The sequence below is a fragment of the Enterobacter cloacae complex sp. EB5 genome (assembly GCF_031432835.1).
Classification (GTDB): domain Bacteria; phylum Pseudomonadota; class Gammaproteobacteria; order Enterobacterales; family Enterobacteriaceae; genus Enterobacter; species Enterobacter hormaechei_C.
Map to the genome: position 1 here is coordinate 4,525,234 of NZ_CP133860.1, position 15,892 is coordinate 4,541,125.

The window sequence follows — 15,892 nt, forward strand, 5'->3', positions numbered from 1 at the left end:
GTATCGATCACCAGGCTGCCGGTTGCCGTACCGGTGGTGTTACCGTTGCCCGCGCTACTCTTCACCTGCGCGGTTACGTCGTAACTCGCCACACTCAGGGCATCGCTGTCCGGGATCTGTAGATACCAGGTATTGTGATCCGGGTCGATTACCACCGCGCCGCCGGTCTGCGACGTATAGGTTTTCCCGTTCACCATCACCACCAGGTATTCCCCGTTCACCAGGTCCGCAGACACCGTGCCATTAATAATTGGCGTGGTATCCGAGGTGGTCTGGGCAGTAATCGCCGCCGTGGTGGTCGGGATGCTGGTATCGACATTCAGCACAAAGCCATCCGATTCCGTGTAGTTACCGGCTTTGTCGGTGACGCGCAGAATGTAGGTGTGATTCCCATCGAGCAGGCCGTTGTCCTGATAGGACCAGCTTGCGCTGCCGTTCATCGTCACCTGACCCAGCAAGATCCCGTCCCGGTAAAGCTGCACGATTTCGCCGTCTTCCGGAGCGCGGTTAAGCGTACCGTTGATCAGCGGCGAGGTATCGTCCGTCGCGACTGATGCGCCGTACGTGCCCGTACGTTCACCTTCCCCGTCGGTATAGCTGACCACCGTACCCACCGTGTCAGGCGGCGTGGTATCAACCGTTACCACCTGCGACGAGGTTGAGCCGACGTTGCCCGCCTGGTCGATGATCCGCACCTGGTAGGTGTAATCCCCGTCAGGCAGATCGCGGGTATCCGTATAGCTCCAGCGCTGATTAGTCACCGTGGCGTCAACCCAGGTGTTTCCGCCGTCGAGGCTGATCTGCACCCGCTCATCGCTCGCCAGCGCGCTGCCCAGCGAGCCGTTGATCGTCAGCGAGGTGTCCATGGTGATGAAATCACTCCCGGACTGCCCGGTATCTTCGCTGATGCTGTCAATGGTGATGCCGTACTGCGGCGCCTGGGTATCCACCGTCACGTCCTGCGTGGTGGTGGCCCCGACGTTGCCAGCCTGATCGACAACCCGCACCTGATAGCGGTAGTCGCCGTCGGCCAGGGTGCGCGCGTCGGTATAACGCCACTGAGTACCGCTGACCGTGGCGTAAACCCAGGTGGTGCCGCCATCCATGCTCACCTGCACATACTCACCCGCCCCGAGTTCGGCCCCGAGCGTCCCGTTGAGCGTGTACGAGGTCGAACTGGTCAGGAAGTCGTTATTGTCGAAGCCGGTATCGACGGTGATGTTATCCACGGTCACCGTAATCGCCGCATCCGGCGCGACCGTATCGACCGTCACCTGCTGATGAGCGCTGGCACCCACGTTGCCCGCCGCATCCACTACGCGAACGTAGTAGTCATAGGTCTGGTTACCCAGCGTGCGCCCGTCCACGTAGTACCAGCTGTTGCCGGTGACGATCACGTTCTGCCAGGTGACGCCGCCGTCGATGCTGATCTGGGCATATTCGCCGTCGGCCAGCGTTGCGCCGAGCGAGCCGTGCAGCGTCAGGGAGGTATCATTGGTGATAAAGTCGCTGCTGCTCAGGCCGGTATCGTCGCTGATGCTGTCGATAGCGATCGTTTTGCTGGCGTCCGGCGCGACGGTATCAATGGTCACCACCTGGCTGGTAGTGGCGCTGATATTCCCCGCGTCGTCAATCACCCGCAGCTGATAGTTGTAGTCTCCGTCGGCCAGCGTGCGGCCGTCAACGTAGGTCCAGCTCAGGCCGCTGACGCTGACGTCAGTCCAGGTTGCGCCACCGTCGAGGCTGATCTGAGCGTGGTCACCGCTGCCCAGGGCCGCGCCGAGCGTCCCTTTCAGGGTGATCTGGCTGTCGCTGGTAATGAAGTCGCTGTCGGACAGGCCGGTATCCTGCGAGACGGAATCCACGGTAATGGTCGCCGCCGCAGGCTTGGTCAGATCGATTACCACGTCCTGGCTGTCCGTTGCCCCAACGTTGCCCGCATTGTCGATCACGCGCACCTGGTACTGGTACGTACCGTCGGTCAGGGTGCGACCATCGGTGTAGCGCCAGGTGGTGCCGGTGACGGTCAGATCAATCCAGGTGGTACCGCCGTCAAGACTGATCTGCGCCTTCTCGTTATTGCCGAGCTGCGCGGTCAGGGAACCGTTGACCACCACCTGGCTGTCGTTGGTGATGAAGTCATTCGCGCTGAGGCCGGTATCGTTTTGCAGGGAATCAATGCTGATCCCCATCGACGGCGCGGTGAGATCCACGGTGACAGTATGGTTATCGCTGGCGCTGTTGCCGATGGCGTTGTTCACCTGCGCGTTAATCACGTACGAACCGCCGTCCGCCAGCGCGGTCACGTCTGCGCTGCCGACCGTATAGCTCCAGGTGCCGTCATTTTGAACGGTAGCCGTGTAGGTTTTACCGTTAAGCGCGATGGTCACCGTCTGGCCCGTTGGCGCGTCGGTGGTGCCGCTGATAACCAGCGGCGTGCCGTGCTCGGCGGCGTTGACGATATCGTCCTGCGCAAAGGTGTTAATGGCGATGGTCGGCACGTCGCCGTTCAGCGTCACGTCGTGCGTTGCGCTGCCCGGGTTACCCGCTTTATCGCTCACCGTTGCGGTAAGGGTGTAATCCCCGTCGCTCAGTCCGAGGAAGTCGCGTCCCGGCACGAAGACGGACTAGGAGCCATTCGCCGCCACGGTCGCCTGATAGCTGTGGCCGTTGAAGGAGACGGTCACCGTCTGGCCCTGCTCCGCGGTGGTGGTCCCGCTGATGGTCTGCCCCGCCAGCTGTTCGGCGTTGTTGATGATATTGTCATCGGCCACGGTGCTGATAGTCACGGCTGGCGCAACGGTATCGACCGTTAAGGTATGCGTCGTCTGGCCGTTATTACCCGCCTTGTCGTTCACCGACGCCGTGACCGTCAGCGCGCCTTCGCTCAGGTTGGCAAGATCGGCGGCCGGGACGTCGAGCGTCCAGGTGCCGTCGTTTGCCACAAGCGCAGTGTAGGTTTTCCCGCCCAGCGTGACGGTCACCGTCTGGCCTGCTTCCGCGCTGGAAGAGCCGTGTACGGTGAGCGGCTGCTGGGCTTCCGCCGCATTCAGCACGTCGTCGCCTGACAACGTGTTCACGCTAATCACCGGCGCGGTGGTGTCCACGCTGATGGTGTGCGTCGCCGAGGCGCTGTTCCCGGCGCTGTCCTGCGCCGAAACAGTAACCTGATAGCGCGCGCCGTCGGCCAGGGCGCCCACGTCGGCGGCCGGTACGGTGGTTGTCCAGGAGCCATCGCTCTGGATAGTGGCCGTATAGCTCTTACCATTCAGGGTGATAGTGACCTGCGTGCCGTTAGCAAACTGCGCGCTGGAGCCGTTGATGAGCAGCGACGCGCCCGCTTCTGCCGCATTGATCACGTCATCACCGCTGAGGGTATTGACGGTCAGCGCGACCGATGCGGTATTTACCACCACGTCATGGGTCTGGGTACTGCTGTTGCCCGCGCTGTCGGTGATTGTCGCGCTGAGGGTCACGGTGCCGTCGGTCAGGGCAGAAATGTCGCTGGCAGGAACGCCCACGCTCCATTTGCCGCTGGCGTCTACGGTGGTGGTGTACTGGTTCGAACCTATCGTGATAACCAGCTTATCGCCGACGCTGGCGCCGGTTGCGGTGCCGCTGACGATCTGCGCCTGCCCGTGCTCCACGCTGTTGATGACGTCATCACCCGCCACGACGTTAAAGCTGACGCTCGGCGGCGTGGTATCGAGCGTAATCGCTTTCCCCGCGCTGCCCGGGTTACCTGCGGCGTCACTCACGCTCACCTGCACGGTGTAGCCGTTATCCGCCAGCGTGGACAGATCGGCGGCTGGCACGCTCACGCTCCAGATACCGCCCTGCTGAACCTGCGCGGTATAGCTCTTACCGCCCAGCGTCACGGTGACCGTCTGACCGACTTCAGCCGTGGTGGTGCCGGAAATGGCCACGCCCGCAGCCGCTTCGCTGCCGTTGATCACGTTGTCACCAGCCACCGTGTCAATCGTCACGGTTGGCGCCGTGGCATCGACGCTGTACTCCCGGCCCGCAGACGCGCTGTTGCCGTTCACATTGGTGACGCTCACCTGCACGCTGGCGTCGCCGTCTTTCAGACCCGCAAGATCCGAGGAAGGTACGGTGGCCGTCCAGTTGCCGTCGGCATCGACTTTGGCGGTGTAAGACTTGCCGCCAAAGGTGATGGTCACGGTCTGGTTCTCTTCCACATTGGAGGTGCTGCCGGAAAGCACCAGATCCGCGCCTTTTTCTGCCGCGTTAATCACGTCGTCGGTGGCGATGGCATCAATGCTGATCGCCACGGCTGCCAGATCGACGGTGACGTCGTGGCTGATGGTGACCGGGTTGCCCGCCGTGCTCTGGCCCGCTACGGTGACGGTCACCGTGCCTGCGGCCAGAGCCCCCACGTCTGCCGCCGGGATCGCCGCGGTCCAGGAGCCGTCTGCCAGTACCGACGCGGCATAGGTTTTGCCATTCACGGTGACGGTGAGCGTAGTGCCCGCCGCCAGCCCGTCGCTTGAGCCGGAGACGATAAGATTCTGACCATGCTCAATGCTGTTGATCACGTCGTCGCCCGCCACGGTATCGACGCGCAGCCCCGGCAGGCTGGCGTCGATAGTGATATCGCGCTCGCCCGTTCCCGTATTGCCATGGTCATTAGTGACGGTCGCTGACACCGTTAAATCGCCGTTGCCCAGCGCCGTCAGGACGGAATCCGGCACGTTGACGGACCAGCTGAGATCGCTCTGCACCGTCGCGGTATAGGTGTTGCCGCCGATGTTCACCGTCACGGTGTTACCGATGTCCGCGTTCGCCACCTTACCGGTAATGGTCTGGCCTGCGGCCACTTCCGCCGCGTTGATGACGTTGTCCCCCGCCACGGTGTTGATGGTGACGGTTGGCAGCGCGGTATCGACAAGCAGGTTCGCCGTAGTGCTGATGCTGTTGCCCACGCCGTTGGTGGCCGTCGCGCTCAGGGTGTAGCTGGCTTCACCGAGGCCTGACAGATCCGCAGCCGGAACCGTCAGGCTCCAGGTGCCGTCTGAGCCAGTCGTCGCCGTGTAGTTTTTACCGTTCAGGGTCACGGTGACCATGGTGCCTTCCGCCAGGTTAGCGCTGGTGCCGCTGACGCTCAGATCCTGCCCTTTTTCTACCGCATTCAGGACGTTATCGCCGCTTATGGCGTTGAAGCTTACCGACGGCAGACCGGTATCGACGGTCACATTATGCGTGCCGCTGCCGGTGTTGCCCGCCGCGTCGGTGACTGACGCAGTGATGGTCGCGGTACCGTCGCTGAGGCCGGAAATGACGTTGGCCGGGACGCCCACGCTCCAGTTACCCGCCGCGTCCAGCACGGTGGTATACGACTGGCCGCCGATGGTGACGGTGACGGTGTCGCCCGCCGCCGCGCCGGTGGCGGAGCCGCTGACGATCTGCGCCTGATTGTGTTCAGCCACGTTAATCACGTCGTCGCCTGCCACGGTGTGGATGGTCACCGCAGGTACGGTGACGTCCACCGTCAGGGTGTGGTCAACCGACGCCGGGTTACCCGCCTTGTCGCTGACGGAGGCGGTGACCGTCACGCTGCCGTCGGTTAATCCTGCCAGATCCGCCGCCGGAACGTTCAGCGTCCAGCTGCCGTTCGCGCTGACGGTTGTGGTGTAATCTTTGCCGTTCAGCGACACGGTCACCGTCTGGCCCGCTTCGGCGGTACTGGTGCCGGAGATTGCCAGGTCAGACTGCGCTTCTGAGGCATTCAGGATATCGTCTGTGGCAATCGTGTTGATGGTCACGGACGGCGCGGTAGCATCCACGCTGTACTCGCGGCCCGCCGAGGCGCTGTTGCCGTTCACGTTGGTGACGCTCACCTGCACGCTGGCGTCGCCATCCTTCAGGCCAGCCAGATCCGCTGACGGCACGGTGTAAGTCCAGTTGCCGCTGTCGTCCACGGTGGTGGTGTAGATCCTGCCGTTCAGACTGAGGGTCACGGTCTGCCCGGCTTCCACGTTGGTGGTCGCACCGGATAGCACCAGATCCGCGCCCTTCTCCGCCGCGTTAATCACGTCGTCGGTGGCAAGCGCATTGATGCTGATGGCAACGGTAGCCAGATCCACGGTCACATCGTGGCTGATGGTGATCGGATTACCCGCCGCGCTGTCGCCGGTAACGCTGATTTTCACGGTGCCTTCCGGCCACGCGCTCACGTCGGTGGACGGGATCGCCGCGCGCCAGGTGCCGTCTGCCAGCACCGTTGCCGCGTAATCTTTACCGTTGACGGTAACCGTCAGCGCCGTCCCCGGCGCCAGCCCGTCGCTGGAGCCTGAAACAATCAGGTTCTGCGCGTGCTCGATGGTGTTGACCACGTCGTCACCCGCCACGGTATTCACGCGCAGGCCCGGCAGGTTAGCGTCGATAGCGATCTCGCGTTCGCCGGTGCCGGTGTTGCCGTGGCCGTTGGTGACGGTCGCCGTCACGCTCAGGCTGCCGTTGCCGAGTGCGGTCAGCACGTCAGACGGCACGTTGACGGACCAGGACAGATTATTCTGTACCGTTGCGGTGTAGCTGTGGCCGCCGATAGTCACGGTCACGGTGTTGCCCGCTTCGGCATTCGCCACGGTGCCGCTCAGGGTCTGGCCTGCCGCCACTTCCGCCGCGTTGATGACGTTGTCGCCCGCCACGGTGTTGATGGTGACGGTTGGCAGCGCGGTGTCGACAAGCAGGTTCGCAGAACTGCTCACGCTGTTGCCCACGCCGTTGGTGGCCGTCGCGTTCAGGGTGTAACTGGCCTGACCGAGACCGGCCAGATCCGCAGCAGGAACCGTCAGGCTCCAGGTGCCGTCTGCCGCAGTCGTCGCCGTGTAGTTTTTACCGTTCAGGGTCACGGTGACCAGGGTGCCTTCCGCCAGGTTGGCGCTGGTGCCGCTGACGCTCAGATCCTGGCCTTTTTCAACGGCGTTCAGGACGTTGTCATCGCTGATGGCGTTGAAGCTGACCGACGGCAGACCGGTATCGACGGTCACATTATGCGTGCCGCTGCCGGTATTGCCCGCCGCGTCGGTGACTGACGCAGTGACGGTCACCGTACCGTCGCTGAGGCCTGAAATCACATTCGCCGGAACGCCCACGCTCCAGTTACCCGCCGCGTCCAGCACGGTGGTATAAGTCTGGCCGCCAATCGTGACGGTGACGGTGTCGCCCGCCGCCGCGTCGGTGGCGGAGCCGCTGATAATCTGCGCCTGATTGTGTTCAGCCACGTTAATCACGTCGTCGCCTGCCACGGTGTGGATGGTCACTGCCGGAACGGTGACGTCCACCGTCAGGGTGTGGTCCACCGACGCCGGGTTACCGGCCTTGTCGCTGACGGAGGCGGTGACCGTCACGCTGCCGTCGGTTAATCCTGCCAGATCCGCCGCCGGAACGTTCAGCGTCCAGCTGCCGTTCGCGCTGACGGTTGTGGTGTAATCTTTGCCGTTCAGCGACACGGTCACCGTCTGGCCCGCTTCGGCGGTACTGGTGCCGGAGATTGCCAGGTCAGACTGCGCTTCTGAGGCGTTCAGGATATCGTCTGTGGCAATCGTGTTGATGGTCACGGACGGCGCGGTAGCATCCACGCTGTACTCGCGTCCCGCAGACGCACTGTTGCCGTTCACGTTGGTGACGCTGACCTGCACGCTGGCATCACCGTCTTTCAGACCGGTCAGATCCGCAGACGGTACCGTGGCGGTCCATTTACCCTCAGCGTCCACCGTGGCGGTGTAGCTCTTGCCGCCGAAGGTGATGGTGACGGTTTGATTTTCCTCCACGTTCGAGGTGGTGCCGGAGAGCACCAGATCCGCTCCCTTCCCGGCGGCGTTGATCACGTCGTCGGAAGCGATGGCGTCAATGCTGATGGCGACATTTGCCAGATCCACCGTCACATCATGGTTGATAGTCACCGGATTGCCCGCGCTGCTCTGGCCTTCAACGTTCACGGTGACCGTGCCTGCGGCAAGGGCACTCACGTCCGTAGAAGGGATCGCCGCGCTCCAGGTGCCGTCTGCCAGCACGGTGGCCGGATAGGTTTTGCCGTTTACGGTGACGGTCAGCGCTGTGCCCGCCGTCAGGCCGTCGCTTGAACCCGTGATAATCAGATTTTGTCCGTGTTCGATGCTGTTAATCACGTCATCGCCCGCTACGGTGTCCACGCGCAGGCCCGGCAGATTCGCGTCGATAGTAATATCGCGCTCGCCGCTGCCGCTGTTGCCCACGCCGTTCGTGACGCTGGCGGTCACGGTCAGATCGCCATTGCCCAGCGCGGTGAGCACAGATTCCGGTACGCTGACGGACCAGCTGAGATTGTCCTGTACGGTTGCGGCGTAGCTGTGGCCGCCCACAGACACAGTCACGGTGTTGCCCGCTTCGGCATTCACCACGGTGCCGCTAATGGTCTGGCCGGTTGCCAGCTCCGCGGCGTTGATCACGTCGTCGCCCGCCACGGTGTTGATGATGACGCCAGGCAGCACGGATTCCACGTTCACGGTGTGCGAGGTGCTGGTGCTGTTGCCGACGCTGTCCGTTGCGGAGGCCGACACGGTGTAAAGCGCTTCACCCAGTTGCCCCACCTCGCTCGCCGGAACGGTTGTGGTCCATTGGCCATTGGTATCCACCGTGGCGCTGTACGCTTTGCCGTTGAGCATCACGGTGACCACCGCGCCCGCTGCCAGCCCGGAAGCCGTACCTGTGATGGTCAGATCCTGCGTTTTCTCGCTGCTGTTGATCACATCGTCACCGGACACGGTGTCAATGGTCAGCACCGGCGCGGTGAGATTGACTTCAACCTCGTGCGTCGTGCTGTTGCTGTTTCCGGCCTTATCGGTCAGCGCCGCTGTGATGGTGTGATCCCCGGCGGTCAGGGCACTCACGTCCGCCGCAGGCACGCCCACGCTCCACCTGCCGGAAGCGTTCAGGGTCGCGGTGTAATCTTTGTTATTGATGGTGACAGTCACCACGTCGCCCGCCGCCGCACCGGTCACGGACCCGGTGACAATCAGCGCCTGCGCATGCTCGGCGCTGTTGATCACGTCGTCCTCGGAAACGGTGTTAATGGTCAGCTGTGGCACCGTGGTATCCACCAGCACATCGCGATCCGCCGAGGCCGGGTTACCCGCCTTATCCGCGACGGCTGCCGTGATGGTGTAATCGCCGTCGGTAATCGCGCCGACATCCGCAGACGGTACGGTGACGCTCCAGCTGCCGTTCGCCTGTACGGTGGTGGTGTAGTCCACGTTGTTCAGCGTGACGGTCACGGTCTGACCCGCTTCGGCGTTGGTTACGCCGTTAATCACCAGATCCTGCTGCGCTTCGGCCGCGTTGATGATGTTGTTGTCGCTGACGATCTCGATGGACACCGTCGGCGCGGTGGCGTCCACGCTGTACTCACGGCCCGCCGAGGCGCTGTTGCCGTTCACGTTGGTGACGCTAACCTGCACGCTGGCGTCGCCGTCTTTCAGGCTACCTAAATCGGCAGACGGTACGGTCGCCGTCCAGTTGCCACTGGCATCAACCGTCGCGGTGTACAACTTGCCGCCGAAGGTGATGGTAACGGTCTGGTTTTCTTCCACGTTGGTGGTCGAGCCAGACAGCACCAGGTCCGCGCCTTTCTCAGCCGCGTTGATTACGTCGTCCGAGGCAATCGGGTTAATGCTGATGGCGACTGCCGCCAGATCCACTTTCACGTCGTGGCTGATAGAAACCGGGTTACCCGCCGCGCTCTGGCCGTCAACGGTCACAGTGATTGTGCCTGCGCTCAGCGCGCCGACGTCCGCCGCCGGAATAGCCGCCGTCCAGGTACCGTCCGCCAGCACGGTTGCCGCGTAGGTTTTGCCGTTGACGGTGACCGTCAGCGCCGATCCGCTCGCCAGCCCGTCGCTGGAGCCGGTGATAATCAGGTTTTGACCATGCTCGATGCTGTTGATCACATCGTCGCCTGCTACGGTATCCACGCGCAGGCCCGGCAGGCTGGCATCAATCGTGATGTCGCGTTCGCCGGTGCCGGTGTTGCCGTGGCCATTGGTCACGCTGGCTGTTACGGTGAGATCGCCGTTACCGATAGCGGTTAAGACGTCAGACGCCACGTTAACCGACCAGCTCAGATCATCCTGAACCGTCGCGGTATAGGTGTTGCCCCCGATATCGATCGTGACAGTGTCACCGCTCGCCGCGCCGCTCACTTTCCCGCTCAGGGTTTGACCGGAAGCCACTTCCGCCGCGTTAATCACGTCGTCGGTGGCAACCGCATTAATGGTGACCTGCGGCAGCGCGCTGTCGACCAGCACGCTATGGCTGGTATTCGCGCTATTACCCGCGGTATCGGTCACGCTGGCCGTCACGCTGTAGCTCGCTTCGCCCAGTACCGAGACGTTTGCCGCCGGAACGGTGACGCTCCAGTTACCGCTGGCATCGGTGGTGGCGGCGTAACTGATACCGTTCAGGGTTACGGTGATGTGGGTCCCGTCCGGCTGGTTGCTGGTGCCGGAGATCAACAGGTCCTGGCCTTTTTCGGTCGCGTTGATCACGTCGTCAACCGCCAGGGTATTGATGGCAATCACCGGCGCGGTCAGGGAGACGTCAAACGCATGCGTCGCGCTGGTGCTGTTGCCCGCTTTATCGGTGAGCGTGGCGGAGATCGTCTGATCGCCGTTAGCCAGCGCGCCCACGTCCGCCGCCGGAACGCCCACGCTCCAGTTACCGGCACCGTCCAGCATCGCGGTGTAGTCTTTGCCGTTCAGGGTCAGGGTCAGGGTAATCACATCGCCCGCCTGCGCGCCCGTCACCTTGCCGGTGACAATCAGCGCCTGGCCGTGCTCGGCAATATTAACAATGTCGTCGCCCGTCACGCTGTTGAAGGTAATCTGCGGCACGGTAGTGTCGACCAGCACGGACGCCCCCGCGCTGGCCGGGTTGCCCGCTTTATCGGACACGGTCGCCGTGACCGCCGCGCTGCCGTCGGCGATCCCCGCCAGATCCGCCGCCGGTACGTCCAGCGTCCAGCTGCCGTTTGCCTGCACCTGGGCGGTGTACTGATTGCCGTTGAAGGTCACGGTGACCGTCTGGCCTGCTTCGACAGTCGACGTCCCGCTCAGGGTCAGATCCTGCGCCGCCTCTGCCGCATTCAGCATGTTGTCGCCGCTGATGGTGTTGATGGTGACCGCTGGCGCGGCGGTATCGACGCTGAATGCCTGCGAGGAAGAGGCTGTGTTGCCGTTCACGTTGGTGACGCTGACCTGTACGCTGGCATCGCCGTCCTTCAGGCCGCTCAGATCGGCAGCCGGTACGGTGCAGGTCCAGTCGCCGTTGGCATCGACCGTCGTGGTCCAGGTTTTACCCGCAAAGATAATGGTAACGGTCTGGCCCGCTTCAACGTTCGAGGAGGAGCCGGACAGCACCAGATCCTGGCCTTTTTCTGCCGCGTTCAGCACGTTGTCGTCCGTCACGCTGTTGATGCTTATCGCCACCGGGGCGAGATCGACATCCACAACGGTACCGATATTCACCGGGTTACCGGAGGTATCCTGCGCGCTGGCGCTGATGGTGAGCGACCCGTCCGGCCACCGGGAGACGTCGGCGGTCGGAACCGCAGCCTGCCAGGTGCCATCCGCCAGTACCGAGGCGGAATAACTCTTGCCGTTGATGGTCACGGTGACGGTGCTACCCGCCGCCAGGTCGGTGCTGGTGCCGGAGATAACCAGGTTCTGCGCGTGTTCAATAACGTTAATGACGTCGTCACCGGCGACGGTATCAATGCGCAGGCCGGGCAGCTGGGCGTCAATGGTGACATCCAGGGAAGACGATCCGGTATTGCCGTGCGCGTTCGTCACGCTGGCCGATACGGTCAGGTCGCCGTTGCCGAGCGCGGTTAACTGACTCTGGGTTAACGGCAGGCTCCAGGTGAGATCGTCCTGTACGGTAGCCGTGTATGTCTGCCCGCCGAGGATAATCGTGACGGTATCGCCCGATGCCGCGTTAGAAACCTTTCCGGTCAGGGTTTGCCCTGCGGCCACTTCCGCCGCGTTGACGATATTGTCGCCCGCGAAGTTGTTGAGGGTAACAACCGGCAGCGAGCTGTCTACCAGCACATCGTGCGTGGCCGCGGCGCTGTTGCCCACACTATCGGTGACGCTCGCCGTCACGGTGTAATTGGCTTCACCCAGCGCGCTCACCGCAGAGGCGGGGACGGTAACGCCCCAGTTGCCGCTGGCGTCGGTGGTGGCGGTGTAGTTGATACCGTTCAGATTAACGGTGATGGTGGTTCCTTCCGGCTGGTTGCTGGTGCCGGAAAGCAGCAGATCTTCGCCCTTCTCTGCCGCATTGATCACGTCATCCGCGGCCAGCGTGTTAATACCGATAACGGGCGTCACCGTATTGACCACCACATCCACTGAACTGCTGCCGGTGTTGCCGGATTGGTCGGTCACGGAGACGTTAATGGTCCAGGTGCCGTCCGTCAGCCCCTGAACGACGGACGCAGGCAGGCCGAGGCTCCAGTTGCCTGCCGCATCCACCACGGTGGTGTAGTCCACGTTATTAATGGTGATGGTGACCAAATCGCCCGCCGCCGCGCCGGTGACGGAGCCGCTCAGGATCTGCGCCTGAGCATGGGCCAGCTGGTTAACGGTGTTGGTGTCGGTGACGAAATCGTTGATGGTCACCTGCGGCACGGTGGCATCCACCAGCCCAACGCGGTCCGCGCTGCTGCTGTTGCCCGCCACGTCGCTGACGGTGGCCGTCACGGTGACATTGCCATCGGTCAGCGCGCCTACGTCGGCGGCAGGCACGTTCAGCTGCCAGCGACCATCCGCCTGGACCGTGGTCTGGTAAGATTTACCGTTCAGCGTCACGGTGACCGTCTGGCCCACTTCAGCGGTTGTGCTGCCGCTGAGCACCAGATCCTGCTGCGCTTCTGCCGCATTGATGATGTTGTCGTCGGTCAGGTTATCAAGCGTAATGGCTGGCGGCTGCGTATCGACGATCACCACGCGTGAAGCGTCCGCGCTGTTGCCGTTGACGTTAGTCACGCTGACGCTCACCTGCGCCCGCCCGTCGATCAGCGTTTCCATCGCGCTCGCCGGAACGGTCAGGCGCCAGGAGCCGTCCTGCTGCACCTGTGCGGTAAAGGTTTGATCCGCGAATTTCACCACCACGGTCTGCCCGGCCTCCACGCCCTGCGTCTGACCAGAAAGCGTGACATCCGCGCCTTTTTCCGCCGCGTTCAGCATATCGTCAGTGGTTACGGTATCGATGGTGACGGCCACCGCGTTCAGGTCAAGCTCGATCGGGTGTTCAGCCGCCACGGTGTTGCCCCAGGCATCTTCCGCGCTGACGCTGACGGTCATGCCTCCCGCCGTCCATGCCTGAAGGTCCGCCGCCGGCACGCCAATCTGCCAGTTGCCGCTGGCGTTAACCGTAGTGACGTATTCGACATTATTGATGGTAACGGTGATCTGTGTGCCTTCGGCCAGATGAGTGCTGGAGCCGGTGACGGCCAGATCCTGCTGCTGCTCGATGGCGTTAATCACGTCATCGCCAGAGATCGTGTTCACGCGCAGGCCCGGCAGTTCGGCGTTGATGTTGATATCACGTTCGCCGGTGCCGGTATTGCCGTGCGCATTGGTGACAGAGGCGCTGAAGGTTAAATCGCCGTCGCCAAACGCCTGGAGGTCGGCCGATGGGATCGTCACGCTCCATTTCAGGTCGCTGCCAACCGTCGCGGTGTAGCTCTTGCCGCCCACGGTGACAGAGACGGTATCGCCCGCCGCCGCGCCGGTGACGCGTCCGCTGAGGGTTTGGTCAACCGCCGCTTCGGCGTTATTGACCAGGTTATCCCCGGCAAAGGTGTTGACGATCACCTGCGGCAGCACGGTGTCTACCAGCAGATTCGCCTCGGCGGAGCCGCTGTTACCCACGCTGTCGGTGCCGCTGACGCTGACGGTGTACAGGGTATTCGCCAGATCCAGCACGTCGGAGACCGGTACCTGAACGGACCAGCGACCGTTCTCAACGGTGGCCTGATAGTTAACGTTGTTCAGCGTCACGGTGACAGCGCTGCCGTTCGGCAGATTACTGGTCCCGCTCAGGCTCAGGGGCTGCATGGCCTCCTGCGCATTCAGGACGTTATCCTGACTGATGGGGTCAAAGGTAAATTCCGGCGGGTTGCCGCTCAGCGTAATGCCGTGCGTCGCGCTGCCGGTGTTGCCCGCCGCATCGGTCACGGCGACCGTAATGCTGTGGCTACCTTCCCCCAGCGCGCCAATGACGGAGGCAGGCACGCCGACGCTCCAGCTGCCGTCCGCCTGGACGACACCGGTAAAGGTCTTGCCACCAACGGTCACGGTGACAACGTCGCCCGCTGCCGCGCCGTTCGCCTGGCCGGAAATAATCTGCGCCTGCCCCTGCTCGCTGGTGTTCAGAATGTCGTCGCCTGCGACGGTGTTGATGGTGACCACCGGCGCTGCGGTATCGACCGTGAAATCGGCGGTGACGGAGGACCCGTTACCCGCTTTGTCGCTGACGTTTACCGTCAGGGTGTGCTCGCCGTTAGCCAGCGCCTGTACTTCACTGGCCGGAAGCGTAACGGACCAGCTGCCGTCGCTGCCCACGGTCGCCGTGTGATTTTTGCCGTTCAGCGTGACCGTCACAATCTGGCCCGCTTCCGCATCGGTTTTCCCGGTCAGCGTCAGCGGCTGATTATGTTCAGCCGCGTTGATGATGTTGTCCTGGGCGATCGTGTCGACAGAGATCACTGGCGAGGCGGTATCGACGCCAATCGTCTGACTGCCGGACACGGTGTTGCCCGCCGCGTCTTTACCGCTGACGTTGACCGTCCAGGTGCCATCGCCCAGCGCCTGCGCGTCGGCAGCAGGCACCTTCACGCTCCATGCGCCGTTTGCTCCCACTTCTGCGGAATAGGTTTTACCGTTGAGCGTGACGGTAAGCGCCGTTCCCTGCGCCAGGTTTTTGCTGGTGCCGGACAGCGTAAAGCCAGCGGACTGCTCGCTGGCGTTGATCACGTTATCGCCCGCCGTGGTGGCGAGCGTCACGCTGGCATCCGCTGTAGAAACGGTTACGGTGATACTGCCCGCAGAGGTCGTTTTACTGCCGTCGATCTGCACGACGGACCAGGTATGTTCCCCGTCGGCCTGGGTCGGGAGTGTTACCGTCCAGGTGCCGTCCTTCGCAACCATGGTGCTGGCGATGGTGCTGCCGCTGCCGTCTTTAACCTGAATGGTCGCGCCCGGCTGCCCGGTACCGCTGAAGGTGGGGGTGTTGTCATCCGTGACCGCTTTTGCACTCAGCACGCCCTGCTTGTCACCCGCGTTGTCCGTCAGCAAAAATGTCGGCGTGGCGCTTTCGACTTCTTTTGTATTATCAATAACTTTGGTTTTGGTTTCACCATCGCCGCCGTGAGCCAGCAGTGCGCCGATCGCACCGCCCCCTAACGCCGCACCGGCAATCCAGCCCCACGGCGCATCGCTTAAGACGCTTCCCTGCTCCAGGAAAGGTTCAATGCTGCTAATGGGTGCAGCCTGGGCGGTTAATTCGGTGGCGGCAACGCCTGATGCTTCCCCGGCATCGGCAAATGAAATATGCGTCAGCTCCTGATTATCGTTAAATACCAGTTCTGAATGATTATGGGTTTCCGCGTCTTCGACAAAATAATTATTGCAGCGGATCACGCTGCCATCTTTCATATAAATGAGGAGGTCATTCCCCTGGCGGACATAACGCACCACGTCCTGAGCAGAACCCTGAATTTCAATCACGCTCGGTGAGGAAATAGAGACCGAGAGATTCCCTTCACCGGTTAATTTCGTCTTCTCTGCCGTTTTGCGAATGATGACATCAACAACTTTTGCGGTACTCATAT

The 15,892-nt window shown here is 62.6% G+C and carries 1 pseudogene; it reads right to left on the bottom strand.

The features are described from left to right. Nucleotides 1-128: 128 nt before the first annotated feature. A pseudogene (locus RHN82_RS21755) lies at nt 129-15,890 on the bottom strand (Ig-like domain-containing protein); the annotation flags it as partial. Nucleotides 15,891-15,892 lie beyond the last annotated feature (2 nt).